This window comes from Actinoplanes sp. NPDC048796 (assembly GCF_040650035.1).
GTDB lineage: Bacteria > Actinomycetota > Actinomycetes > Mycobacteriales > Micromonosporaceae > Actinoplanes.
In genome coordinates, this window is sequence record NZ_JBEZGO010000019.1 from 1 (window position 1) to 24,734 (window position 24,734).

The 24,734-nt window shown below is 70.2% G+C and carries 20 protein-coding genes and 1 tRNA gene; 9 read left to right on the top strand and 12 right to left on the bottom strand.

From position 1 onward, the window contains the following. Window positions 1-200 (bottom strand): transposase (locus AB0C26_RS41085; protein ID WP_360259260.1); only part of this gene is annotated, 200 nt, incomplete at its 3' end. A 589-nt stretch (window positions 201-789) separates the two neighbouring features. After that, window positions 790-1,248 (bottom strand): nitroreductase/quinone reductase family protein, encoded by a 459-nt coding sequence (locus AB0C26_RS41090; protein ID WP_360259263.1) that lies wholly within the window; start codon window positions 1,246-1,248, stop codon window positions 790-792. An 81-nt stretch (window positions 1,249-1,329) separates the two neighbouring features. Between AB0C26_RS41090 and AB0C26_RS41095 the strand changes: the two genes are divergently transcribed. Further along, window positions 1,330-2,010 (top strand): TetR/AcrR family transcriptional regulator, encoded by a 681-nt coding sequence (locus tag AB0C26_RS41095; protein ID WP_360259265.1) that lies wholly within the window; start codon window positions 1,330-1,332, stop codon window positions 2,008-2,010. On the opposite strand, the gene AB0C26_RS41100 is transcribed toward AB0C26_RS41095, so the two are convergent. Continuing rightward, window positions 1,984-2,805, bottom strand: a complete 822-nt coding sequence (locus tag AB0C26_RS41100) for an SDR family NAD(P)-dependent oxidoreductase (protein ID WP_360259268.1) — start codon at window positions 2,803-2,805, stop codon at window positions 1,984-1,986. The genes AB0C26_RS41095 and AB0C26_RS41100 overlap by 27 nt on opposite strands. 122 nt (window positions 2,806-2,927) lie before the next feature. On the opposite strand from AB0C26_RS41100, the gene AB0C26_RS41105 reads away from it, so the two are divergent. Further along, window positions 2,928-3,776, top strand: coding sequence for a helix-turn-helix transcriptional regulator (locus tag AB0C26_RS41105; protein ID WP_360259272.1), 849 nt, complete (start codon window positions 2,928-2,930; stop codon window positions 3,774-3,776). A 159-nt stretch (window positions 3,777-3,935) separates the two neighbouring features. On the opposite strand, the gene AB0C26_RS41110 is transcribed toward AB0C26_RS41105, so the two are convergent. Together AB0C26_RS41110 and AB0C26_RS41115 are read right to left on the bottom strand one after the other, a co-directional pair. After that, the gene (locus tag AB0C26_RS41110) at window positions 3,936-4,637 is read right to left on the bottom strand and encodes an SDR family NAD(P)-dependent oxidoreductase (protein WP_360259274.1); all 702 of its coding nucleotides are present in this window, start codon (window positions 4,635-4,637) and stop codon (window positions 3,936-3,938) included. 14 nt (window positions 4,638-4,651) lie between these two features. Further along, entirely contained in the window at window positions 4,652-5,452 is an 801-nt protein-coding gene (locus AB0C26_RS41115) for a GNAT family N-acetyltransferase (RefSeq protein ID WP_360259277.1), read from the bottom strand. A 173-nt stretch (window positions 5,453-5,625) separates the two neighbouring features. Between AB0C26_RS41115 and gltB the strand changes: the two genes are divergently transcribed. Together gltB and AB0C26_RS41125 are read left to right on the top strand one after the other, a co-directional pair. Continuing rightward, window positions 5,626-10,185, top strand: a complete 4,560-nt coding sequence (gene gltB / locus AB0C26_RS41120) for a glutamate synthase large subunit (RefSeq protein WP_360259279.1) — start codon at window positions 5,626-5,628, stop codon at window positions 10,183-10,185. After that, a complete protein-coding gene (locus AB0C26_RS41125; protein ID WP_360259281.1) occupies window positions 10,178-11,650 on the top strand; it encodes a glutamate synthase subunit beta in 1,473 nt (490 codons plus the stop codon). Before gltB ends, AB0C26_RS41125 begins: the two co-directional genes overlap by 8 nt. 29 nt (window positions 11,651-11,679) lie before the next feature. Here the strand turns inward: AB0C26_RS41125 and AB0C26_RS41130 are convergent, their stop codons facing one another. Genes AB0C26_RS41130 through AB0C26_RS41140 form a run of 3 tightly spaced genes read right to left on the bottom strand, consistent with a single transcriptional unit; the run spans window position 11,680 to window position 15,667 of the window. Next, window positions 11,680-12,108 (bottom strand): NUDIX domain-containing protein, encoded by a 429-nt coding sequence (locus tag AB0C26_RS41130; protein ID WP_360259284.1) that lies wholly within the window; start codon window positions 12,106-12,108, stop codon window positions 11,680-11,682. Then, window positions 12,105-12,575, bottom strand: a complete 471-nt coding sequence (locus AB0C26_RS41135) for a hypothetical protein (RefSeq protein ID WP_360259286.1) — start codon at window positions 12,573-12,575, stop codon at window positions 12,105-12,107. Before AB0C26_RS41135 ends, AB0C26_RS41130 begins: the two co-directional genes overlap by 4 nt. After that, a complete protein-coding gene (locus tag AB0C26_RS41140) occupies window positions 12,572-15,667 on the bottom strand; it encodes an ATP-binding protein (RefSeq protein ID WP_360259288.1) in 3,096 nt (1,031 codons plus the stop codon). Before AB0C26_RS41140 ends, AB0C26_RS41135 begins: the two co-directional genes overlap by 4 nt. A 258-nt stretch (window positions 15,668-15,925) precedes the next feature. Here AB0C26_RS41140 and pyk point away from each other — a divergent pair, with 258 nt between their 5' ends. After that, window positions 15,926-17,362 (top strand): pyruvate kinase, encoded by a 1,437-nt coding sequence (pyk, locus tag AB0C26_RS41145; RefSeq protein ID WP_360259291.1) that lies wholly within the window; start codon window positions 15,926-15,928, stop codon window positions 17,360-17,362. Then, on the top strand, window positions 17,359-18,237 hold the full coding sequence (locus tag AB0C26_RS41150) for an acyl-CoA thioesterase II (protein ID WP_360259293.1): 879 nt from the start codon (window positions 17,359-17,361) through the stop codon (window positions 18,235-18,237). Before pyk ends, AB0C26_RS41150 begins: the two co-directional genes overlap by 4 nt. 91 nt (window positions 18,238-18,328) lie before the next feature. On the opposite strand, the gene AB0C26_RS41155 is transcribed toward AB0C26_RS41150, so the two are convergent. Next, window positions 18,329-19,171 carry a hypothetical protein gene (locus AB0C26_RS41155; RefSeq protein ID WP_360259295.1) on the bottom strand — a complete coding sequence of 281 codons (843 nt, stop codon included), beginning with the start codon at window positions 19,169-19,171 and terminating at the stop codon, window positions 18,329-18,331. A gap of 152 nt (window positions 19,172-19,323) precedes the next feature. Here AB0C26_RS41155 and AB0C26_RS41160 point away from each other — a divergent pair, with 152 nt between their 5' ends. Next, window positions 19,324-19,872, top strand: a complete 549-nt coding sequence (locus AB0C26_RS41160; protein ID WP_360259297.1) for an RNA polymerase sigma factor — start codon at window positions 19,324-19,326, stop codon at window positions 19,870-19,872. 13 nt (window positions 19,873-19,885) lie between these two features. Here the strand turns inward: AB0C26_RS41160 and AB0C26_RS41165 are convergent, their stop codons facing one another. The 3 genes from AB0C26_RS41165 to AB0C26_RS41175 form a co-directional block, all read right to left on the bottom strand. Continuing rightward, window positions 19,886-20,215 carry a hypothetical protein gene (locus AB0C26_RS41165; protein ID WP_360259299.1) on the bottom strand — a complete coding sequence of 110 codons (330 nt, stop codon included), beginning with the start codon at window positions 20,213-20,215 and terminating at the stop codon, window positions 19,886-19,888. A gap of 1,409 nt (window positions 20,216-21,624) precedes the next feature. After that, the gene (locus tag AB0C26_RS41170) at window positions 21,625-22,113 is read right to left on the bottom strand and encodes a hypothetical protein (protein WP_360259301.1); all 489 of its coding nucleotides are present in this window, start codon (window positions 22,111-22,113) and stop codon (window positions 21,625-21,627) included. 291 nt (window positions 22,114-22,404) lie between these two features. Then, a tRNA-Leu gene (locus tag AB0C26_RS41175) sits at window positions 22,405-22,478 on the bottom strand. A gap of 129 nt (window positions 22,479-22,607) precedes the next feature. Here AB0C26_RS41175 and AB0C26_RS41180 point away from each other — a divergent pair. Further along, the gene (locus AB0C26_RS41180; protein WP_360259303.1) at window positions 22,608-23,231 is read left to right on the top strand and encodes a response regulator; all 624 of its coding nucleotides are present in this window, start codon (window positions 22,608-22,610) and stop codon (window positions 23,229-23,231) included. Between the two features lie 211 nt (window positions 23,232-23,442). Further along, a complete protein-coding gene (locus AB0C26_RS41185) occupies window positions 23,443-24,600 on the top strand; it encodes a branched-chain amino acid ABC transporter substrate-binding protein (protein ID WP_360259305.1) in 1,158 nt (385 codons plus the stop codon). The last annotated feature ends 134 nt before the right edge of the window (window positions 24,601-24,734 follow it).

Here is a 24,734-nt window from a genome sequence, read left to right on the forward strand (position 1 = left end):
TCGCGCTGCCGGTAGCCGTTACGCGAGTTCGTGCGCTCGTCGCTGCGTTCGCCGTACTCAGCACCGCAGACCGCGTCGACCTCGGCGGACATCAGCGTTTCGGCGAAGGTTTGCACCATCGCCCGCAGTAGATCAGGGCTCGCCGATTCAAGATGCTCGCGCAACAGACTGGCGACGTTCAGACTCGGTTCTGCGGCCATCGCAGGTCTCCTTCTTGATCTAGACAATCCGAAGGATCTGCGATGGCCGCTTCTGTCTGCTGGAAAAGACCAGGTCATACACCACCTCGGTGGACGCAACCCCGAGCTGGCTGGCCGCCGCCCGAGCTGACCGCCGAGCTGGCGGGGAGCCGAGCTGGCTGGCCGCCGCCCGAGCTGACCGCTGAGCTGGCTGGCCCCTGAACTGAGCGCCCCCGAACTGAGCGTTCCCAGGTTGGGCGCAGCCCTGGTTGGGCGTTCTGAAGTTGCGCGCAATCCTGGCTTGAGTTGAGCGGTCCTAGGTTGCGCGTTCCTGGTCGGGCGTTCCTGGGTCGGGCGCGGCCTGGGTGGGGCGATCTCGGGTTGAGCGGTCCCCGACGGGCGGTCCCGGGCGGGCGGTCCCGGGCGGGCCGTCCCGGGCGGGCGGTCCCGGGTGGGCGGTGCCGGGTGGGCGGTGCCGGGTGGGCGGTGCCGGGTGGGGCGGTGCCAGGTGGGGCGATCCCGGGGTCGGGCGGTGCCAGGTGGGGCGGTGCCGGGTGGGGCGGTGCGGGGTTCGGGGCCCGGGCTCAGCGGTCCGCGCCGCTGGGCGCTTCTAGGGGCGGCTTGGGATGGCGGGGCTCAGCACGACGACGGCGGTCTCGTGGCCGCGGCGGGCGGCGAAAGCGTCCAGGTCGCCGTAGCCGCTGTAGTCGTGCAAGGCCGCCCACAGGCGCTCCCGTTCGGGGCCGGCCGCTTCGTGGGCGATGACCTCGCGGGAGCCGCCGACCAGGTCGACTGTGGCCTCGGGGTGGGCCTTCAGGTTGTGCCACCAGGCCGGGTCGGCCGGGTCCCAGCCGTTCATGGCCAGGGTGATCAGGCGGTCGCCGTCCTCGATGTAGCCGAGCAGGACGGCGCGGGGCCGGCCGGAGCGGCGCCCGACCGTGTGCAGCCGCAGGATGCCGAACTTGCCGCCCGGGGTGGGGGTGGACATGCCGACGCGGTCGGCGGTGACCCGCAGCAAGGCTTTGTGGGTCACCCAGGCGCCGCGGACGAACCATCTCGGAGGGATCATCGCCGAACCTCGTTTTCTACGGTGTAGGTCTACGCCGTAGGTTAAGCCCTACGGCGTAGGGCGACAAGTACGATTCAGTTCGTGCCACGACGTGCAGGAGCCTCGACCCGGTCCACCGCCCGCCTGTCCGAGGAGGGGATCGTCGCCGCCGCGGTCGAGCTGGCCGACCGGGACGGGCTCGACGGGCTGAGCATGCGGCGGCTCGCCCAGCATCTCGGTGTCGACGCGATGTCGATCTATTACCACCTGCGGGACAAGGACGCCCTGCTCGCCGCCATGGCCGACGCGGTGGTCCGGGAGATCGCCGTCGAGGAGACCGAGGGCCCGTGGACCGAGCGGCTCCGCGCGCTGATCATGCGGGCGCGGGGCACGATGCTGCGGCACCCGTGGGCGGTGCGTGTCCTCGAGGGCCGCGGTGCGCCCACCCCGGCCGTGCTCCGGCACATCGATCGTGTCCTGGGGATCATGCGGGCCGGGGGCTGCTCGCTCGACCTGGCCCACCACGCCATCCACCTGTTCGGCAGCCGCCTGCTCGGCTTCAGTCAGGACCTGTTCGACGACACCCTGGACCCGTCCGCGCCGCCGCCCCCGGCGGCCTGGGCCGAGACCCTGCCCCACGTGGCCGAACTGGCCGCCGCCGCCACCACTCACGACGGCCCGCTCAGCGGCTGCGACGACGAGTTCGAGTTCGCCTTCGCCCTCGACCTGCTGCTGGAGGGCCTGGAACGCCGCCGCTCAGCCGACGTCGGTGGTGACGGCTAGCGCGCGGCCCGCCTCGACGTCGTCGGTGAGGGCGGCGATCCGGGCCTGGGCCAGGCCGTACGAGTCGGAGCCGAGCAACTGGTGCAGCGGCGCCTTCCCGCCGTCGGCCACCGTGATGATCGCGGCCGCCGCCTTGGCCGGGTCGCCGAGCTGGGTGCCGGGCATCGCCAGGTGGGCGGCGGTCATGTCCCGGACCGCCGGGTAGGCGTCCACCGTGCTCCCGGGCAGGCCCAGCGACTGCGTACGCAGGAAATCGGTCCTCATGTAGCCCGGCTCGACGAGCGTGACCCGGATGCCGAAGTCGGCGACCTCGGCCGCCAGCGACTCGGTGAGCCCCTCCAGGGCGTACTTGCCGGCGCAGTAGAGGCCCCAGCCCGGGAAGGCGGTCAGGCCGAGGATGGACGAGACGTTGACGATGTGGCCGGTCCGGCGCGCGCGGAACGACGGCAGGGCGGCCCGCAGCACGTTCCACACGCCGAAGACCTGCACGTCGAACATCTGCCGGGCCTCGGCGTCGCTGACCTCCTCGACGGCGGCCAGGAACCCGTAGCCGGCGTTGTTGACCACCACGTCGAGGTCGCCGGCCGCTTCGACGGCCCGCTTGACCTGCCCCTCGTCCGCGAGGTCGACCGCCAGGGCCTGCAGCCGGCTCGTGTCCGTGTCGCCGAGGCCGGTCAGCAGCCGTTCGGGGGAGCGGGTGGTCGCGGTGACCGTGTCGCCGCGCTCCAGGAGCTGCCGGACCAGCTCGAGGCCGAGTCCGCGGGAGGTGCCGGTGATGAACCAGGTGTTTGTCATGTGATCCAGCCTGGCCGCGGCGGCCACCGGCAGACAGGCCGGAACCGGCCCCGCCGTACCGGGGAACGCCATGCCCACCCAGGCCCTGTCATCCGCCGCGCCGAGCCGGGATCATGGAGGGCATGGCAGCCCTGGGCGATTTCCTCCGGAAGTGCCGTACCAGCATGAGCCCCGCCGTCGTGGGCATCACCGAGCCCCCGTCCGGCCGCCGGGTCCGGGGCCTGCGCCGCGAGGAGGTGGCCCAGCTCGCCGGCGTCAGCGTCGACTACTACACGCGCCTCGAGCAGGGCCGGCACACCAGCCCGTCGGATTCGGTGCTCGACGCCCTGAGCCGGGTCTTCCAGCTCGACCCGGCCGCCCGGGCCCACCTGGCCGTCCTGGCCCGCCCGCCCCGGCCCCACGCCGACCCGCTGCCGCCCCAGCGGGTGCGCCCGGCGATGTGGCAGTTGATCGCCTCGATGACCGACCATCCCGCGTTCATCGTGGGCCGCCGCACCGACGTGCTGGCCTCGAACGCCCTGGCCCGGGCCCTGCTCACCGACTGGGACCGGCTGCCACCGCGGGAGCGCAACTACACCCGCTGGGTCTTCCTCGACCCGGCGGCCCGCGAGGTCTTCCTGGACTGGCCGGCCGTCGCCGCCGACGTGGTGGGCACCCTGCGCTTCTACGCGGGCCGCCACCCCGACGACCCCCGCCTGGCCGAGCTGGTGGGGGAGCTGACGATCAAAAGCGCTGATTTCCGTACGTGGTGGAACGCGCACCAGGTCCACGAGCGAACCCACGGCACCAAACAGATGATCCACCCGGCCGTCGGCCCGATCACCCTGCGCTACGAGGCCCTGTCCCTGCCCGGCGACCCCGACCAGACCCTGTTCCTCTACACCACCGACCCCGGCTCCCCGTCGGCCGACAACCTCCGCCTGCTGTCGCTGATGTCGACGGCCCCGACCGCCGGCAGGGTCGAAACGTGACTCCCATCGGCACGGCCGTGAGCGGCGGCAGGGAGCGGGAGTGGGCAGCGGCCCGGCCCGCCGGTGTTGCCGGACAGCCCGGAAGCGGCGACGGGAGGCCGGGACGGCAGCTGCTGGTCCCTGCGGCGGCTGCCTTTCGCCGATTCCGTACCTCTGAAGCTATTGAACGCCGAACACCCGGTGGCCGACCGCGATGGACTCGCCCGAGATGGTGGCGGCCTGGGTGGAGCAGAGGAAGGCGACCAGGGCGGCTACCTGCTCGGGGGTGGACTCGCCGCCGGCGGCCGGGGCCGTGGTGGGTGAGGGGTCGGCGGTGACGACGCCGGGGTTGACGACGTTGATCGTCACTCCCGTGCCGGAGTAGGCGTCGGCCAGGGCCTTGGACGCCGTGATGACCGCCTGGTTGCGGACGGCGCCGGTGACCGATCGGGTCAGGTGGGCGTTCTGGCCGCTGATGTTGACGACGCGGCCGAAACCGGACTCGTGCATGCCGGGCAGGACGGCGTCCATGACGCGCAGGTAGCCGCCGGCCTTGGCGTCGAGGGCGGACAGGATCTGCGACGGCTCGCGGTCGCGGGACTGATCCATGGTGTGTGCCGGCGGGGCGGCGGCGTTGACCAGGATGTCCACGGTGCCGAGGCGGTCCACGGCGGCCCGGGCCGACGCCGGGTCGGCCGTGTCCAGGGTGAGGCAGGCGACCTCGTCGTCGAGGCTGTGCGCGGCGTCGGCCAGCCGGGTCTCGTCGCGGGCGGCCAGCACGACGCGGACGTCCTCGGCCAGCAGGGCGGCGGCGACGGCGCGGCCCAGCAGGCCGCTGCCGCCGACGATCAGCGCGGTGCGGCCGGCGATTCCGAGGTCCATGATCGTTCCCTTCCTTACAGCGGCGCGGCCGTGGGTTCGGCGACGCAGGCGGTGCCCAGGCGGCGGAACCCCACCTTCGTATAGAGGCGCGCCACGTCGTCGTCGCCCGCGGAAAGGAATACCAGGTCGACTCCGGCGGTCAGCGCGTGGCGGGCCAGGGAGGCGGTGAGCTGCGACGCGTAGCCGCGCCCGCGGGCCGAGGGCAGGGTGGCCACGCCGGCGATCTCGGCCACATCACCGGAACGCATGAGGGTGCCGGTGGCGAGGATTCCCTCGTTCGGGGACTCGACGACGGCGATGGCGTAGTCGCCGGAGGTGATCTGCTGCCGGTCGAGGTCGATCTGGGCCTGGCTCACGCCGCCGCCGGGGGCGCCGGCGAACGCGTGCCGCGCGACCGCCCGGGCGGCGAACACCTCGGCGTCGAACCGGTCCGAGGACGGGTCGAGGAAGTGGATGGCGCCGCCGGCCACCGGCAGGTCGGGGACGAGCGCGGCCGCCTCGAGCACCAGCAGCGGCGCGAGCAGCACGCCCAGGCCGGCCGAGCGGGCCACGGCGAGCAGGTCAGGTGTGGTCTCGTGGACCCACTCGAAGGCCTCGGGCAGCCCCAGATCACGTTGCCTCTGCCGGACGGCAGTAATATCAGCGGCGGAAGGGGTGTCCGCCCCGATGATGGGTCGGGCATAGTAGGGCCAACCCTCGCCCTCGCGGACGAACAGCACAAGTCCGCCGAAATCCTCGGCACGTGCGTAGGGTCGGGGAAGGGCGTCGTAAAACCGCTCGAGCCTGACGAAGACGTCGGTATCCTGTTGCGCCACCGCGCGAGACTACCCAATGTGCATAGAGATTCGGCTACCCGATTGTGCCGCGATGGTGGATTCGCCCTCTTGGAAGTGTGATCCATCTGAACTGGCGGAGATCGGCCACCCTTAACGTAGACTCTAGAGACTTTGCAGGGCCGACGTCGTCCCGACCTTGATGTGTAACACCAGTGACGACAGGAGGCCCGGTGGCATTTCCGCACCCCCAGGGGCTGTATGACCCCTCCACCGAACGCGACGCGTGCGGTGTGGCCTTCGTTGCCGATCTTCAAGGCCGCCGCTCCCACGACGTGGTGGCCAAGGGCCTTTCCGCGCTGATCCGCCTCGACCACCGGGGGGCGCGAGGCGCCGAGTACAACACCGGCGACGGCGCCGGCATCATGATCCAGGTTCCGGACGAGTTCTACCGCGCGGTCGCCGGCTTCGAGCTGCCGCCCGCCGGCGCGTACGTGACCGGCCTGGTCTTCCTGCCCAACGACGCCGCCGCGCGCGCCCGCGCGATCAAGATCGTCGAGAAGTACGCCCTGGTCGAGGGCGGCGAGATCCTCGGCTGGCGCGACGTCCCGGTGCGCCCGGACGGGCTCGGCCAGACCGCCGAGGACGCCCGCCCGGCGATCCGGCAGGTCTTCCTGGCCGCGCACCGGCTCTCCGGCCCGGACGCCGGCACCCAGCTCAGCGGCATCGAGCTCGACCGGGTCGCGTTCACCATCCGCAAGCAGGCCGAGCGGGAGACCTCGCAGCGCGGCGTCGGCGCGTACTTCCCGTCGCTGTCCTCGCGGACCATCACCTACAAGGGCATGCTCACCCCCGACCAGCTGCCGGACTTCTTCCCCGACCTGGTCGACGAGCGCGTGTCCAGCGCCATCGCGCTCGTGCACTCGCGGTTCGCGACGAACACGTTCCCGGCGTGGCCGCTGGCCCACCCGTACCGGTTCATCGCCCACAACGGCGAGATCAACACGATCCGCGGCAACAAGAACTGGATGGCCGCCCGCGAGGCGCTGCTGCAGTCGAAGACCCTGCCCGGCAACATCAAGCGGCTCTTCCCGATCAACACGCCGGAGGCGTCCGACTCGGCCAGCTTCGACGAGGTGCTGGAGCTGCTGCACCTGTCCGGCCGCAGCCTGCCGCACGCGATGCTGATGATGATCCCCGAGGCGTGGGAGAACGACCCGGGGATGGAGCCGAAGCGGCGCGCGTTCTACCGCTTCCACGCGAGCCTCATGGAGCCGTGGGACGGCCCGGCCAGCGTCGCCTTCACCGACGGCACGATCATCGGCGCCGTGCTCGACCGCAACGGCCTGCGCCCCGGCCGCTGGTGGCACACCTCCGACGGCCTGGTCGTGCTCGGCTCCGAGGCCGGTGTGCTCGACCTCGACCCGGCCACGGTGGTGGCCAAGGGCCGCCTCCAGCCGGGCAAGATGTTCCTGGTCGACACCGAGGCCGGCCGCATCGTGCACGACGACGAGATCAAGGCCGAGCTGGCCGCGGCCGAGCCGTACGAGGACTGGCTGCACGCCGGCCTCATCCAGCTCGACGACCTGCCGCCGCGCGAGCACATCGTCTACACCCACGACTCGGTGACCCGCCGCCAGCAGGTGTTCGGCTACTCCGAGGAGGAGCTGAAGATCCTCATCGGGCCGATGGCCCGCACCGGCGCCGAGCCGCTGGGCTCGATGGGCACCGACACCCCCATCTCGCCGCTGTCGAACCGGCCCCGGCTGCTGTTCGACTACTTCCACCAGCTGTTCGCCCAGGTCACCAACCCGCCGCTGGACGCCATCCGCGAGGAGCTGGTGACCAGCCTGGCCACCACGATCGGGCCCGAGGCCAACCTGCTCGACCCCGGCCCGGCGTCCTGCCGGCAGATCGTGCTGCCGCACCCGATCATCGACAACGACGAGCTGGCCAAGCTGCTGTCGATCGACGAGGACGGCGACCTGCCCGGCTTCAAGGCGGTCCGGGTCTCCGGCCTCTACCCGCTGCGGGACGGCGGGGCCGGCATCAAGGCCCGGCTCACCCAGATCTGCCGGCACGTCTCGGAGGCGATCGAGGACGGCGTACGGATCCTGGTCCTGTCGGACCGCGACTCGAACGCGGACCTGGCCCCGATCCCGTCGCTGCTGCTGACGGCGGCCGTCCACCAGCACCTGGTCCGCGAGCAGACCCGTACCCAGGTCGCCCTGGTCGTCGAGTCCGGTGACTGCCGCGAGGTGCACCACGCGGCGGTGCTGATCGGCTACGGCGCGGCCGCGGTCAACCCGTACCTGGCCTTCGAGTCGGTCGACGACCTGATCGCGACCGGCCCGCTGGCCGGCCTGGACCCGAAGCTGGCGATCCGCAACTACGTCAAGGCGCTCGGCAAGGGCGTCCTGAAGATCATGTCGAAGATGGGCATCTCGACGGTGTCCTCGTACTGCGGGGCCCAGGTGTTCGAGGCCGTCGGCCTGGACAACAAGCTGCTCCAGCGGTACTTCGTCGGCACCAACGGGCGGATCGGCGGCGCCACCCTGGCCGACATCCACGCCGAGGTGAAGGCGCGGCACGAGAAGGCGTACCCGTCGAACCCGGCCGAGCGCACCCACCGCCGCCTCGAGGTCGGCGGCGAGTACCAGTGGCGCCGCGAGGGCGAGATCCACCTGTTCAACCCCGAGACGGTCTTCCTGCTGCAGCACGCCACGCGCTCGAAGCAGTACGACGTCTTCAAGAAGTACACCGAAAAGGTCGACGGTCTGGCCGCCGAGGCCGGGTCGCTGCGCGGCCTGTTCACGTTCAAGGACCGCACCCCGGTGCCGCTGGAAGAGGTCGAGCCGGCCTCGGAGATCGTGAAGCGGTTCGCCACCGGAGCCATGTCCTACGGCTCCATTTCGGCTGAGTCGCACGAAACCCTCGCCATCGCCATGAACCGGCTCGGCGGCAAGTCGAACACCGGCGAGGGCGGCGAGGACGTCGAGCGCCTCTACGACCCGGCCCGCCGCTCCGCGGTCAAGCAGATCGCCTCCGGCCGCTTCGGCGTGACCAGCGAATACCTGGTCAACGCGGACGACCTGCAGATCAAGATGGCGCAGGGCGCGAAGCCCGGCGAGGGTGGCCAGCTGCCCGGCAACAAGGTGTGGCCGTGGGTCGCCAAGACCCGGCACGCCACCCCGGGCGTCGGCCTGATCTCCCCGCCGCCGCACCACGACATCTATTCGATCGAGGACCTGGCCCAGCTCGTCCACGACCTGAAGAACGTGAACCCGCGCAGCCGGGTCCACGTGAAGCTGGTCAGCGAGATCGGCGTGGGCACGGTCGCGGCCGGCGTGGCCAAGCTCAAGGCCGACGTCATCCTGATCTCCGGGCACGACGGCGGTACGGGCGCGTCCCCGCTCAACTCGCTCAAGCACGCCGGCTCCCCGTGGGAGCTGGGCCTGGCCGAGGCGCAGCAGACCCTGCTGCTCAACAAGCTTCGCGACCGGGTCACCGTGCAGGTCGACGGCCAGCTCAAGACCGGCCGCGACGTGGTGGTGGCGGCGCTGCTGGGCGCCGAGGAGTTCGGTTTCGCCACCGCCCCGCTGATCGTCAGCGGCTGCATCATGATGCGCGTCTGCCACCTCGACACGTGCCCGGTCGGCATCGCCACCCAGAACCCGGTGCTGCGCGAGCGCTACACCGGCCGGCCCGAGTTCGTCGAGAACTTCTTCCTGTTCCTGGCCGAGGAGGTTCGCGGCTACCTGGCCGAGCTCGGCTTCCGCAGCATCGACGAGGCCATCGGCCACCCCGAGGTTCTCGACGTACGCCCGGCGGTCGACCACTGGAAGGCCAAGGGCCTCGACCTGTCGCCGGTCCTGTTCGTGCCCGAGCTGCCCGAGGGCGCGTCCCGCCGCGGCATCGTCGCGCAGGACCACGGCCTGGACAAGGCGCTGGACAACAAGCTGATCGAGCTGGCCCAGCCGGCCCTGATCGACGGCCACGAGGTGCGGGCCGAGCTCGGCGTCCGCAACGACCACCGCAGCGTCGGCGCGATGCTCGGCGGCGAGGTGACCCGCCGCTACGGCGGCGCCGGCCTGCCCGAGAACACCATCGAGTTCACCCTGCGCGGCACCGGCGGGCAGTCGTTCGGCGCGTTCCTGCCGCGCGGCGTCACGCTGCGGCTGATCGGCGACACCAACGACTACGTGGCCAAGGGCCTGTCCGGCGGCCGGGTGATCGTGCGGCCGGCCGAGGACGCGCCGTTCGTGGCCGAGGAGCACATCATCGCCGGCAACACGATCCTGTACGGGGCGACGGCGGGCGAGGTCTTCCTGCGCGGCCGGGCCGGCGAGCGGTTCGCCGTGCGCAACTCGGGCGGCCAGGCGGTCGTCGAGGGCGTCGGCGACCACGGCTGCGAGTACATGACCGGCGGCACCGTGGTGGTGCTCGGCCCGACCGGGCGCAACTTCGCGGCCGGCATGAGCGGCGGCAAGGCGTTCGTGCTCGACCTGGCCCCGGCCCGGGTGAACCCGGAGCTGGTCGACCTGGCCCCGCTGACCGCCGACGAGGAGCAGACCCTGCGCGGCCTCGTCGAGAAGCACCGGGCCGAGACCGGCTCGGCGGTGGCCGAGCGGCTGCTGGCCGACTGGGGTACCGCGGTGGCCCGCTTCACCGCTGTGGTGCCGCGCGACTACAAGCGCGTGATGGAACTGATCAGGACCGCCGAAGCCGCCGGTCGTAACGTCGACGAGGCGGTCATGGGGGTCAAGAGTGCCTGATCCGAACGGTTTCCTGCGCTACGAGCGGCAGCTGCCCAAGCGCCGCCCGGTGCCGGTCCGCATCCAGGACTGGCGTGAGGTCTACCCGCCGGCCGGCGAGGAGCTCATCCGCGACCAGGCCACCCGCTGCATGGACTGCGGCATCCCGTTCTGCCACGACGGCTGCCCGCTGGGCAACCGCATCCCGGACTGGAACGACCTGGTCCGCACGGGGGCGTGGGAGGCGGCGGCGGAGGCCCTGCACGCCACGAACAACTTCCCGGAGTTCACCGGGCGGCTCTGTCCCGCGCCCTGCGAGGCGGCCTGTGTCCTCGGCATCGCCGACGACCCGGTCACCATCAAGCAGGTCGAGGTGGAGATCGCCAACCACGCCTTCGATCTGGGTTACGTACGCCCGCAGCCGGCACCGCAGTCGTCCGGCAAGCGGGTCGCGATCGTCGGCTCGGGCCCGGCCGGCCTGGCCGCGGCCCAGCAGCTGGCCCGCGCCGGCCACGCGGTGACGGTCTACGAGCGCGACGACAAGATCGGCGGCCTGCTCCGCTACGGCATCCCCGACTTCAAGATCGAGAAGGACGTCGTGGACGCCCGGCTCGCCCAGATGGAGGCCGAGGGCGTCGTCTTCGAGACCGGCGTCGAGGTGGGCGTCGACATCACCGCCGACGACCTGCGCGAACGCTTCGACGCGGTGCTGCTGGCGGCGGGCGCCCTGTCCGGCCGCGACGCCGGCGACACCCCGGGCCGCTCGCTCAACGGCGTCCACCTGGCCATGGAGCACCTCGTCCCGGCCAACCGGGTCGTGGCGGGCCTGCAGGACACCACGCCGATCGACGCCAAGGGCAAGCACGTGGTCATCATCGGCGGCGGCGACACCGGCGCCGACTGCCTGGGCGTGGCCCACCGGCAGGGCGCGGCCAACGTGATCCAGCTCGACCAGTACCCGCTGCCGCCCGAGATCCGCGCCGGCGAGCTGCACCCGTGGCCGACGTGGCCGGTCATCCTGCGCAACTACCCGGCCCACGAGGAGGGCGGCGAGCGCGTCTTCGGCGTTGCCGTCCAGGAGTTCGTCGGCGACGACGAGGGCAACCTGACCGCGGTCCGCATCGCCGAGGTGGCCGTCGAGCGCGTCAACGGGGTCCGCACGGTCACCGTGACCCCCGGCTCGGAGCGCGACCTGAAGGCCGACCTGGTGCTGCTGGCCATCGGCTTCGAGGGCACGGAGGACCAGCCGCTGCTCTCCCAGTTCGGCATCACCCGCAACCGCCGGGGCGTGCTGGACGCCGACACCGAGTGGCAGACGGACGCCCCCGGCGTCTTCGTCGCGGGCGACATGCACCGCGGCGCGTCCCTGATCGTGTGGGCGATCGCCGAGGGCCGCTCGGCCGCGGCCGCGATCCACCGCTACCTGGGCGCGGCGGGCGAGCTTCCCGCTCCGGTCCGCGCCGACGCCCAGCCGCTCAGCGTCTGAGCCGTTTCTCGGATCGGCCCGCCTGCTCGTCAGGCGGGCCGATTCGCTTTGTACGCGGCGAGGGTGTCGAGACTCGCCTTGGTGAGCCCGTCCGGCAGCGTGGCCAGCCGGAACCAGCCGATCTCGGTGCACTTCTCCGGCTCCCGGATCCGGGGAACACCGCCCCGGTGCAGCGCCACGAAGCTCGGCGACACCCAGTGCTGCCCCTCGGCGGGTAGCAGATGATCGGACACCCCGAGCAGCCCGACGACCTCGACGGCCATCCCGTACTCCTCGTCGAACTCCCGCACGACGGCGTCGGCCAGCCGCTCCCCGAAATCGACCATGCCGCCGGGAAACTCCCACAGCCCGGCCTCGTTACGAGCCTTCGGCCCGCGCCGGGCCAGAAACACCCGCCCCTGCTCGTCGAAGACCATCGCGCCGACGCCGACCCCGATGAAATCGTGTCCCGGCCTCATGTCATCGCCGGCAACAGAAAGAGGGCGGCGCCCAACCACATGAAACCCACGGACCCCAGGATAAACAACACGATGTACGTCTCGTACCAGCGCCAGAAGTTCTTCGGATCAGGGGGCTTGCGATACCCGGGCCGCACGGCCTCCTCGGTCAGCTCGCACTCCTCCCGCCGGTAGTCGAGCCAGGTCAGCACCCCCACCACGATGAGCAGAATCGTGAAGGCGGCGATGACGGTGACGAGAAGCAGAATCGCCACGATCCCGATCCGCGCGACCGCCGGCTCGATCTTCCAGTCGTCATACCGCACGAAAAGAGTGAGCGCCGCCCCCACAAGCAGCGTGGCCAGCGTCTGATAGATCGCCAGAAAGCGGTAGACGTTCTCATTGACGGTATGCAACTGCTGAAGTAGATATTTGTACCGTTCGACCTCGAAAGCCTGCGCCCGGTCGGGGGCCGGAGGTTGAGTCATCGCGACCACCACCAGCCGTTGTCGTCCTGACGCAGATACGCGCCGGGTGGGGGAGCGATATCAGACCGGCTGCGGGCGATTCGATCGAGTGCGGTGTTTATGTCTTCTACGCTCGTATGGTTCGTCGCGGCCAGTCGGAATACTCGCTGGAACGGCACCGGAAAATCCGCCGCTAACGTGGCCGTGTGTGCCAGTAGCCATTGTGTCAACGGGTGACGCTCGTTCAGGTGGCGCCCGGCTCGGGCCAGGCTGTCGTCTCCTTCATAGGGAAGCGCGAAGAGCGGGGGCAGGTGTTGATGTCCGCTGGCGCGCTCGGGCGATCGCGAGGACGTCACCCGAACCTCGACCTTGTTCTCACCGGGCTCGACCATCAGATCGACGAAGTGGTGCAGCAGCCCGGCCGCGAGAAAGTCCAGGAACTTGAACTTGTCCGTCAGGTCCGAGCCGTCCCAGGGTGCCGGCGCGTTCGCTTCGACGAGGGGGCGCTCGCCGGCGGCGGCAGCCTCGCGGAGTCGATCCACGCTGACGTATCCGTCCGGCGTGTTGATGACCTGCTCGGCGTTCCAGACTTCCTCGCGGAGCAGCCGATCCCGCCACAGCGTGGCTGTTGTGCAAGGCTCCGCCGGTCGCAGATCCAGCAGGTGGCTGCGGCCGATGACCTCGTTGGCGGCCGCCGCCCATTCGGCGTCACCGGTAGCTGCCCGGAAGCCCCGCCTCACGGCGAGCTGAATCGCCGAATGCACTGGAAAGGGAATGGCGCGGACCTCTGTGCGGGACACGCTGAGGTCGGGTCGAAGCTCGCCGGAGAGGCTGATGGCGCCCAGGATCAGCGGGTCGCTCGGCTGGAGAGTGACGTCCGCCGTGTTGCTCCGAGTGGGAAGTGCTATCCCGTTGTACCCCCACCATCCTGCCTTCGTCCTCTCGCTGGCCTCCACGTATGCCGGAAGCTTCTCAAAGGGGATGGAATACGCCCAATATTGCATCCCCGACAAATTGTCGAAGTTCGGTAAGATGCCTTTACTGTTGCGTATCGTGAAGCCCAACTTCTTTATCCCGCGCAGGAGTTCCTCGACACGATCGGGGCGAAGGAGGCGCAAGAATAAGACGGTCGGCTCGCGCCTCTGCGTGACGTCGAGTTCGCCGAAGGACGTGCCGGCATAAAGTAAGGATTCATTGAAAGCCGCGGCGAGCGCGGCATCCCGGTCGGCGAGGCCTGGAATCACCTCTCCCTCGGTTTCCAGGATGACGTAGGCCATGAGTTGACCTCGTACGCCCAGATCCAGCACCGTGCTTGTCAGGTCGACCGGCACGGCAACGATCTCGAGCGTTCCTTCCCGGAGAAGATCGGAGCCGCTGTAGTCGTTGAGGTCTGCGAGGTTGAGTTTGACGGGCTTCGGCGCTTCGAGTAAGGGCTGCGTTATCAACGATGCCGTGAGAGCGGCTATCGGCTCGCCGTTGCACGACACGGGGACCGGCGGATCGAACACGAACGACCTGACCTTCGCAAGCATCGTCGACAGGTCGACGGCGGCGCGGTTGGGGTCGATCCGCACGGCGATATGAGTGCCGGACTCCTCAAGGAATGCCGGCTCGGGCCCGGCACTGCCGGGCATAGGCGTGCCACGCCGTCCCTTCTCCTGAAGGACGAAGTAGTCGTCCCGCCTGTTGATGGACAACCGGATCGCTCGGCGGTACCCGGTGGACGTCTGCCGCATGCTCGCGAGCTCGACCTGGTCGCCCACCATGAAGCAGGCGAGCACGCCGATGCCGAAGCGGCCGATCACCCCGAATGGTCGATCGGCCAGTCCGCGCCGAGCGATGTCCGCCTCGAACTCCGCGGATCGGTAGTACGACTGCCCCACTCGAAGGAAGTACCGGCGTAGCGCCTCCTCGTCCATGCCGATGCCGTCGTCGTCCACCCGGACCCAGACGTGGCCGCCGGAATCCTCCCAACATCTCACCTCGATTCCGGCGGAGACGTGGCCGAACAGGTGTGCGCGGGCCCGCACCGCGTCCAGCGCGTTCTGCAGAAGCTCCTGGAGGAACACGTACGAATCACCGTAGAGCCGATCGCCCGTGAACAGCTCGAGCACCGCCCGCCGATCGAGCTCGAAGCGGAATTCGCCGTAGGTGTAGCCGTGACTGGTGATCGTCGAGGTGTCGACCTCAATCGGCAACGGCAGCCCGCGCCAGCGTTCCGCACAGAGGTCGGCGACCGCCCGGCACCGCAGCATCTCGTTCTGGATGACGCCGAGGAAGGTGCGCAGGTCGTGCTCGACACCGGGGTCCGACGGGTCCGCCACGAACTGCAGTGCGTAGTCGCGCCGCGGATCGGGCGGAAACTCGAACCCGCCGGCCGCGAGGTGCTTGCGCCATTCGTCGTCGCTGGCGGCGACCGTCGCCGAATCCCGCCGGCCTAGCCCGAGATAGTCGTAGACGACCTGCGGAGCGCGGGTGTGGTCGAGATCGAGGATGTCGGCGAGCCGCAGTATGACAGCGCAGAAGCGGAGGTCGGCCTTCTGCCGGAAGTTGCTTCGGAAACGCTCCTCACGTAACGCGGATGTGGGCTCATTGTGGCTCACACAGATGGCAGCCAGAGGTTCGATGATGGATCCGTTGTCCCATCGCAGCCACGACGGATCGCAGCTCTCCAGATGCACCCAGACCCGGTCCGCGTGTCGTGATCGCAGGTAGAGCTCGACGACCCATTCCGGAGGTTCGCCGCCGGAGGCGTGTCGGGTGGCGAGATAGGCGCTGTCGTTTGTGGCGAGAAACGCCTTGAACTCGGCACTTCCCACGATCCGCGCGCGCTCGTCGTACGTGTAGGCCATGCCCGCGTCATGGAAGTAGGCCGCCAGGATCAGCAGTGCCGCCTCCAGCGGGTCCATCACGTCCAGTCTTGGCGCGGCCAGCCGGCCCATCAGGGCGACCACGTTCTCGGCGTGCTGCTCGTCGTGCAGCGTGTAACGCGGGAACGTGTCGCGCACCAGCTTCAGCAACTCCCGAGCGCGCCCCACCAAGTCGGCCACGTTCGCTCTGTTGCGATCAGACGCCTTGGCCAGCACCTCGCCCAGCGGACCCCACTCAGTCACACGGCCCCCTTCGGGTAGGAACACGGCAATACGGACTGTAGTGCTCGCATCGCTGGAGGACGATGGCCGAACGGGCTATGGCGTACACGTGAGAGCGCTTCGGCCGGGCCGATAAGCTGAAACCGCGGTCGTCGAAGCCCGCAGGTGACGGCGCAGCGCGCCCGGGAGACCCCCGGGGACCCTCGCCGCCCGACATACGTAGTTCATCCCGGCGACGGGGGTCGGCCGCCAGGCCGATGAGGAAGAGAGACTAGCCTGATGGCCGTGACACGCCGCGTAAAAATCGTCTGCACCATGGGGCCCGCGACCGCTTCCCCCGAGCGCATGCTCGGCCTCGTCGAAGCCGGTATGGACGTGGCCCGCATGAACTTCAGCCATGGCAGCCACGAGGACCACCAGAAGGTGTACGACCTCGTGCGCGCCACCGCCGAGCAAACCGGCCGCGCCGTGGCGGTCCTGGCCGACCTGCAGGGCCCGAAGATCCGGCTCGGCAAGTTCGCCGACGGCCCGCACGTCTGGAACACCGGTGACCTGGTCACCATCACCAGCGACGACATCCTCGGCACGGCCGAGCGCGTCTCCTGCACCTACAAGAAGCTCCCGCAGGAGGTGAAGAGCGGCGACCGTCTGCTGATCGACGACGGCAAGGTCGCCGTCCAGGTCACCGCCGTCGAGGGCAACGACATCCGCTGCCTGGTCGTCGAGGGCGGCCCGGTCAGCAACAACAAGGGCGTGTCGCTGCCCAACGTCGCCGTCAGCGTGCCCGCGCTCAGCGACAAGGACGCCGAGGACCTGCGCTTCGCCCTCGGGCTCGGCGTCGACCTGGTCGCGCTGTCGTTCGTGCGCTCGCCCGACGACATCAAGCTCGTCCACGAGATCATGGCCGAGGAGGGCCGGATCGTCCCGGTCATCGCCAAGGTCGAGAAGCCGGAGGCCGTCGAGCACCTCGAGGCCATCGTGCTCGCCTTCGACGGCGTCATGGTCGCCCGCGGCGACCTCGGCGTCGAGCTCCCGCTCGACCAGGTGCCGCTGGTGCAGAAACGCGCCGTGCAGCTCTGCCGGGAGAACGCGAAGCCGGTCATCGTGGCCACCCAGATGCTCGACTCGATGATCGAGAACTCGCGCCCGACCCGCGCCGAGGCCTCCGACGTCGCCAACGCCGTGCTCGACGGCACCGACGCGGTCATGCTCTCCGGCGAGACCTCGGTCGGCAAGTACCCGGTCCTCACCGTCAGCACCATGGCCAAGATCGTCAGCACGACCGAGGGCGGCTCCATCCCCGTGCCGCGCCTGCAGCACGACCCGCGCACCCACGGCGGCGCGCTGACCGTGGCCGCCTCCCAGATCGCCCGCAACATCGGCGCCAAGGCCCTGGTCGCGTTCTCCCAGACCGGCGACACCGTGCGGCGCCTCTCGCGTCTGCACTGCGAGCTTCCGCTGTACGCCTTCACCCCGGTCCCCGAGGTGCGCAACCAGCTCGCCGTGGCCTGGGGCGTCGAGACGTTCCTGACCGACTTCGTCCAGCACACCGACGACATGTTCCGTCAGGTCGACGCCAAGATGCTCGGCCTCGGCCTGGCCAAGCCCGGCGACTACGTGGTCGTCGTGGCCGGCTCCCCGCCGAACGCGCCCGGCTCCACCAACACGCTGCGCGTGCACCGGCTGGGCGACCTGGTCGACCCCGCTTCGCTGTGACACTTTCCGGCCAGGCCGCCGTCGACCAGCTGCTCGAGATCCTCGACCTCGAGCAGCTGGACGACGCGACCTTCCAGGGCTCCAGCCCGCAGACCGGCGCCCAGCGGGTCTTCGGCGGGCAGGTCGCGGGCCAGGCCCTGGTCGCCGCCGGGCGGACCGTCGATCCGTCGCGCACGGTCCATTCCCTGCACGGCTATTTCGTGCGGCCGGGCGACCCGACCGAGCCGATCCGGTTCACGGTGGAGACCATCCGGGACGGCCGGTCCTTCTCGGTACGCCGGTCCACGGCCCAGCAGCACGGCAAGACCATCTTCTTCATGTCGGCCTCCTTCCAGGTCCGTGAGGAAGGGCTCGACCACCACACGCCACCGCCGGACGGCGTGCCCGGCCCCGACGACGTACAGACGATGGCCGACTGGGTCCGCAAGTACCCGTCGCGCCGGGGCGCGTTCGCGGCGGCGCCCCAATCGGTCGACGTGCGCTACGTCAACACCCCCGGCTGGGTGCCGCCGGGCGACCGGGTGGCCACCGAACAGCAGCGCGTCTGGATGCGCATCGACGGCAAACTGCCGGACGACCCGCTGATCCACGCGTGCGCGCTGACCTACGCCTCGGACATGTCACTGCTCGACTCGGTGCTGTCCGTGCACGGCGAGGTGTGGGGACCCGGCGGCGTCATCGGGGCCAGCCTCGACCACGCGCTCTGGTTCCACCGCCCGTTCCGCGCCGACGAATGGTTCCTGTACGACTGCACGAGCCCTTCCGCGAGCGGCAGCCGGGGCCTGGCCAGCGGCCGCATGTTCACCCGCGACGGCCGCCACATCGCCAGCGCCGTCCAGGAGGGCCTGCTCCGCCGCATCGGCGAACGCGCCTGACGGACGGACGCCCCGCCTGGCGGGGATCCCGGCCCGGCGACTGGCCGACTGACGGATCCCGGCCCGGCGGGGCGGGGGAGACTGGTTCCTGTCAGCGGCGCCGCTCGCCCTCCGCCATGCTCTCCGCGGTGTCCGGCACCACCGGAACGTCCCGATCCGACGGCAGCCGGCGCACCGCCGCGGCCGTGCCCGTCACACCCGCCTCCGCGATCTTCGCGTCCAGATCCCGGGTCGTGTCGACGACCTCCTCGTGGAACGTGCGCGCGTCGGCGTCCACCGCCCGATGCCGTGCCCTCGGCTTCTCCGGCGTCTCCTCGAAATCGGTCAGACCCGCCGAATAGCCGGCCACACCCTCCTCGCGCTCCGGAGACAACGTCAAGACATCCGGCCGTACGGCGGAAACCTCCCGCAACCGCAACGAGGTCACCAGATCGGCGATGGCGCGCAGCAGCGCCAGCCCACCCAGCGTGACGATCACCGGATCGGCCGAGCGTGACAGCGGACTCGACGCGAAGAACCCCAGACCGGCCTGGGCCACACCCAACGACAACATCAATCCCCACGTACGGTCGATGCCCCGGTTCATGGTCGCCACGGCCACGTCGACCGCACCGCGCACCATCAGGAACCAGCCGACCAGTGACGCCGGCGTCGTGTAGGAGGCGTCCCGATCCAGCAGCACGATCACTCCCGTGGCCGTGAACAGCGCCGCCATCGACGCGTTCAGCCACCACGTCCGCGTGCCCGCCAGAGCCCGCACCGCCTCACACAGCGCCCCGAAAAAAATCACCGGCCCGGCCACGCTCACCACGTCGGCCGGCTCCAGGCGCATCACACTCCAGCCGATCGCCAGCCACGCCACCCCGGCGAACATCAGAAAACCCCACATGCTGTTCCGCATGACCGTCAGGGGCGAGGAACCGGACCACAACATGAGGCCTCCAGCCGAACGTGTCCGAACCATGACAACATCCGCCGCCCCACCCCACCTGCGGTTCAGCCGGATTCACAGCCCGCCCCGGCCCCGGCGCATCGATCGCGGTCGCCCTGGGTATCAACGGCACGCCCCCACCACCGGGAGACCACGTGCCCGACGACCCCCTGGCCGACGCGCTGAGCGCCGCCCGCGACGGCGACCGTCGCGGCTTCGCCACCCTCTGGCGCGGCCTGCACCCCGGCGTCCTGCGCTACCTGCGCGTCATCGCCGGCGACCACGCCGAGGACGCCGCCAGCGAAACCTGGCTGCAGGTCATCCGCGACCTGGGCCGGTTCGACGGCGACCTGCCCGCCTTCCGCGGCTGGCTGTTCCGGATCGCCCGCCACCGGGGCCTCGACACCCTGCGCCGCCGTCCCACGCCACCCCTGCCCGCGGCCACCGCCACCGTCGACGCGGCCACCCTCACCCTCGAGAACGACGGCACGGCCTGGGCCCTGGCCCTCATCGCCGAACTACCCATCGACCAGGCCGAAGCCGTCATGCTCCGCGTCGTCATCGGCCTCGACGTCGCCACCACCGCCGACATTCTGGGCAAAAGACCGGGTGCCGTACGCGTCGCCGCCATGCGCGGACTCAAGCGTCTCGCCACCCATCCGCAGGTCAAGGACCGCACCCACCCCAGCCGGCAGGGGGTGTAACAAAATGCGGCAGCTACGCGCTCTCCTTCATGCGATGCGCAAGCGGAGAAACACCGAGACCGACCCCGCCGCCTTCACCGCCGGCGACCCGGACCTGCGCCGCCTGATCGAGGCGGCCCAAGCCCCGGCCACCGCAGCGGAACTCAGCGGCGAGAAACAACTGGTCGACGCCTTCACCGCCGAACGCAAACGTGCTGCCCGCGCCGCACGCCGCCGTCAACCGGCGAGGATCCGGGCCGTGCTCGTGCCCGCCACGACCGGCCTGGCTCTCCTGCTCCTCACCGGAACCGCCGTGGCCGCCCGGACCGGCAACCTCCCCCAGGGAGCCCAGCAGCACGCGCACCGCCTGTTCTCGGCGCTGGGCGTACCTGCGCCGAGAACAGGCACCCCGTCCCCACGGGCACCGGAATCCCCGCCGTGCGGGGCCGGCGCCCCCCCCCCCCCCCCGGGGCCCCCCCCCCCCCCCCCCCCCCCCCCCCCCCCGCCGGCGGGGGCGGGGGGCGCCCCCCCCCGCGCGCCCCCGCCGCGGGCCCCCGGCCCCGCCCCCCCCCCCGCACCCCCCCCCCCCGCCCACCCCCTTTTCTCGGCGCTGGGCGTACCTGCCCCCACAACCGCCACCCCGCCCCCCCGGGCACCGCAAACCCCCCCCCCCGGCCCGCCCCCCCCCCGGCCCGGACCGGCCCCCACCCCCGACATCGCCGCCTTCACCCGCTGCGAGGCCTGGCAAGGCGGCACCCCCTTGAGCACCCACGACCGCCGCACCCTGATCGCCGACGCCGGCGGCGAACGATCCGTGGACCACTACTGCGAAAAAGTACGACGATCCGCCTCACCCCCGACCCCCACGGGATCGCCGCCACCCTCCACACCCCTGCCCGGCACCCCGCCGCCCGCCAGCCCACCCGCCGGCCCCGCCTACAGTGGCCCGCCGCCCAGCAGCCCGCCCTACAATGGCACCGAACCGCCGAAACCCGGCCGAAGCGGCCCCGAAGCCACTCCACCCACCGGGAAACCGCCGACCGGCCCCGAGACGCCACGACCGTCCGTGACCACCGCTCCGAGCCGAGTCACGCCCAGCCACCACCGAGAGTCACGCTCTGCGCTCAGCTGCCCCACCCCCGCTACGGACTGTTCGCGTGCCCCCGTCACCACTCCGGCCCCACGAACTCATCCCACCGACCCACCGCCTCCCGCCGCACAACCGACAGCATGTTGCGCCGGCCCATCCGCCACCTGATGCCGAGCCCGTCCAGCGACCGCTCGCACAGCCGCATGATCTCCGCGGACTCGTTCGAGAAGTTGTAGCGCGGGTAGACCTACACCTTCCCGGCGGTCGTCGTCCGGTTGAGAACCCGGCAGCCATCAGAGCGGAACGAAGGGTTCGCCGTCCGCGTCGGACCACGACATAGCCGCCACGGCGTACGAGATGGACCCGCCGCGCCAGCACCCGCGGCATCGCCTCGCCGCACTGCTCCACCAGGCCGGGCCGGCTCGCGGTGCAGTAGACGCGGAACACCGGCACCTTGACTGAGGTGACCAGGTGGCCGTACCCAGACAGAGGCCCGGGGAGGATCGGCACACCGCGCACACCGGGGCTTGTCGGCCGCTCGCGCCGCCCGCGCCCGATTCCCGTGGAACCGGTTGCCCACCGTCCGCCGCGGCAGCCCGAGATCACGGCAGATGTCGCCGAAGGAAACCCCCTCGGCCACGCGGGTGCGGTGGATGCATGCCCGTACGGCACTTCCACGCCGCTCACCACTTCGGCCCGACGAACTCGTCCAGGCGAGCCACCGCCTCGCGCCGCGCGACCGACAGCGTGTTGGGCCGCGCCATGCGCCAGCTGATGCCGAGCTGATCGAGGCTTTCCTGGCAGAACCGCATGATGTCGCGCGACTCGTTGACGAACTGATACCGGGGATAAGCGTATTTCCTGCCGTTCCGGTCGACAGTGTTGAGAAATCGGCTGCCGTCGGAGTGGAAGAGGCCGCGCAGAAATCTTTCCGGCTGCCGGTCGATCACTTCTCGTTGCCCATCGGCCAATGTGACGGTGCGGAGATGTTTCGTCCCGGCGCCGTGCTGTGGAAAGAGGCACGGCCAATGGGTCCAGTGCGCCCGGACGCTCATGCATCCCACCCGCTCCTGATATCCCACGGTCTTGGCGCCGCACGACTCCATCGCGTGGGACACCTCGTGGATGAGGCCGGGGTAGCGCAGATCGCAGGTGACGGTCAGGAGGGGCACCGTTGGGTCATCAGCAGATGGCCGTCGCCGAGATATTGGCCGAGCAGGTAGCCATAAGCGGGCGGATCGTCGATCTTGCGAGGAGGCCGGTCGCAGCGGGGACATCGTCTGTCGATATCCCTCGTGCGGCGACTGCGATTGTAGAGCCGGCAGGCGACGGTATTCCGCGACAACCCGAGGCGCCGATATATCTCGGAGAAAGGAACGCCGGAGGCGTGCAGCCGAAGAGCTTCCTCGCGGAGATGAGAGGGATGCCTCCCCGAATCCTCGAGGAGGGGTGTGACAGTTTTGTGCCCCCGGTGGGATTCGAACCCACACTGTATGGTGTTTGAGACCATCTTCTCTGCCGGTTGGAATACAGGGGCCGGCTGGCCCATCCGTCGGGAGATCCTCCCGCCAAGATGAGTCACCGACAGCCTACCCACTACGCTTAGGGCGGCGACACCCGCATACCGGGGTGTCGTGTCTTCAGGATCGTTGGGGGTAGGAGTTCTGTGGCCGACTCGCAGGCTGGTGCCGAGCGCAAGCGGGTGTTGATCGCCGAGGACGAGGCCCTCATCCGGCTCGATCTCGCCGAGATGCTCGTGGAGGAGGGCTACGACGTCGTCGGCGAGGCCGGTGACGGGGAGACCGCCGTGCGCCTGGCCGAGGAGCTTCGGCCGGATCTCGTCATCCTGGACATCAAGATGCCGATCATGGATGGGCTGGCCGCGGCCGAGCGGATCGCCGGTGGGCGTATCGCCCCGGTTGTCATTCTCACGGCGTTCAGCCAGCGTGATCTGGTGGAGCGTGCCCGGGCCGCCGGCGCCATGGCGTACCTGGTCAAGCCTTTCCAGAAGTCGGACCTGGTGCCGGCCATCGAGATCGCGCTGTCGCGGTATTCGGAGATCGCCGCCCTGGAGTCCGAGGTGGCGGGTCTGACCGATCGTCTGGAGACGCGGAAGTCGGTGGAGCGCGCCAAGGGCGAGCTGATGACGAAGTATCAGATGACCGAGCCGCAGGCGTTCAAGTGGATTCAGCGGACGGCGATGGACCACCGGATGACGATGCGTGAGGTGGCGGACCGGATCCTGGCGGAGGGTCAGGAGGCCGGTGGCGCCGAGGCCACACAAAGTTGATCTTGCGGGTAGTGCGGTTGTAACACCTCCTCCGGCCGGGGCGTCACGAGACGTAACGGTTCGATGAAAGCCCGATCGAAGTCTTTTGGCAGGCCGTGAACCTGGGATAACGTCCCGGCCCATAACGGGGCACGGCAGGGTCGCGTCGGCGCGCAAGTGCCAATCGGCTGCCAGTGGCTCGGTGGGTTCGGTATGGAGGAGGGTTCCAACCTTGAGGCAGTCTCTCGCACGAGCCATCGGCGGCGTGGCCATGGTCGGCCTTCTCGTGGGCGCCGCGGCATGTGCCAAGGACGACGATGGCGGCGGCTCGACGGACGCGGCTGCCTGTGGCAGCAAGATCGCGTTCTTTGGCGCGCTGACCGGCGGTAACGCTCAGCTCGGTATCAACATCCGCGACGGCGCGAAGCTCGCCGTCGACCAATACAACAAGGCCAACGGCGACTGCAAGGTCGAGCTGGTCGAGAAGGACTCGGCGGGTGACCCGGCGCAGGCCTCGGGTCTGGCGACCTCGATCGTCCAGGACGCGAAGGTCCTCGGCGTGGTCGGCCCGGCGTTCTCGGGTGAGTCCAAGGTGGCCAACCCGATCATGAGCAAGGAAGGCGTCGTGATCATCACGCCGTCGGCGACCAACCCGGCGCTGGCGGCTCAGGGTGACAAGACGTTCCACCGCGCTCTGGGTAACGACGCCTCGCAGGGTCCCGGCCTGGCGCTGTACATGAAGGACGTCATGAAGGTTCAGAAGACCTTCGTGGTGGACGACGCTTCGGAGTACGGCAAGGGCCTGGCCGACCAGGTGAAGAAGACGCTGGGTTCGGTCGTGACCGGCAACGCGGTCGTCAAGGAGCAGCAGACCGACTTCGGCGCGCTGGTCACCCAGATCAACAGCTCGGGCGCCGACTCGATCTTCTGGGGCGGTTACTACCGTGAGGCCGCGCCGTTCCTGAAGCAGTACCGCGACGCGGGCGGCAAGGCGAAGTTCGTCGCCGGCGACGGTGTGAAGGACCAGGCGTTCGTGGACGGCGCCGGCGCGGCCAACGCCGAGGGCGCGATCCTGACCTGCCCGTGTGTTCCGCCGGAGAAGGCGGGCGGCACGTTCGCGGCCGACTACAAGACGGCGACCGGCCGTGAGGCGGGCACGTACAGCGCTGAGGCCTTCGACGCGGCGAACATCCTGCTGGCGGGCATCAAGGCCGGCAACGGCACCCGGGAGAAGCTGGAGACGTTCGTCGACGGCTACACCGGCAAGGGTGTGACCACGGACTTCAAGTTCCAGGAGAACGGCGAGATCGACCCGTCCGCGGTGGCGATCTGGGCCTACAAGGTCGCCGGCGGCAAGATCGTGGCCGACCAGGAGGCGCCGAAGAGCTGACCCGAGGGTCTGCTCATCCGGTTTGTCTGAGCTGCGAAACGTGGGGGGGGGGGGGGGGGGGCCCCCCCCCCCGCCCGGGTTTTTTTTGAGTGGGGGGGGGGGGGGGGAGGTTTTTTTTTATTGGGGGAAAAAAA

Excerpts from the sequence above, each read along its gene's own strand:
- AB0C26_RS41090 (WP_360259263.1), bottom strand. The coding sequence starts at position 1,248 with ATGATCCCTCCGAGATGGTTCGTCCGCGGCGCCTGGGTGACCCACAAA.
- AB0C26_RS41100 (WP_360259268.1), bottom strand. The coding sequence starts at position 2,805 with ATGACAAACACCTGGTTCATCACCGGCACCTCCCGCGGACTCGGCCTC.
- AB0C26_RS41105 (WP_360259272.1), top strand. The coding sequence starts at position 2,928 with ATGGCAGCCCTGGGCGATTTCCTCCGGAAGTGCCGTACCAGCATGAGC.
- AB0C26_RS41110 (WP_360259274.1), bottom strand. The coding sequence starts at position 4,637 with ATGGACCTCGGAATCGCCGGCCGCACCGCGCTGATCGTCGGCGGCAGC.
- AB0C26_RS41130 (WP_360259284.1), bottom strand. The coding sequence starts at position 12,108 with ATGAGGCCGGGACACGATTTCATCGGGGTCGGCGTCGGCGCGATGGTC.
- AB0C26_RS41135 (WP_360259286.1), bottom strand. The coding sequence starts at position 12,575 with ATGACTCAACCTCCGGCCCCCGACCGGGCGCAGGCTTTCGAGGTCGAA.
- pyk (WP_360259291.1), top strand. The coding sequence starts at position 15,926 with ATGGCCGTGACACGCCGCGTAAAAATCGTCTGCACCATGGGGCCCGCG.
- AB0C26_RS41155 (WP_360259295.1), bottom strand. The coding sequence starts at position 19,171 with ATGTTGTGGTCCGGTTCCTCGCCCCTGACGGTCATGCGGAACAGCATG.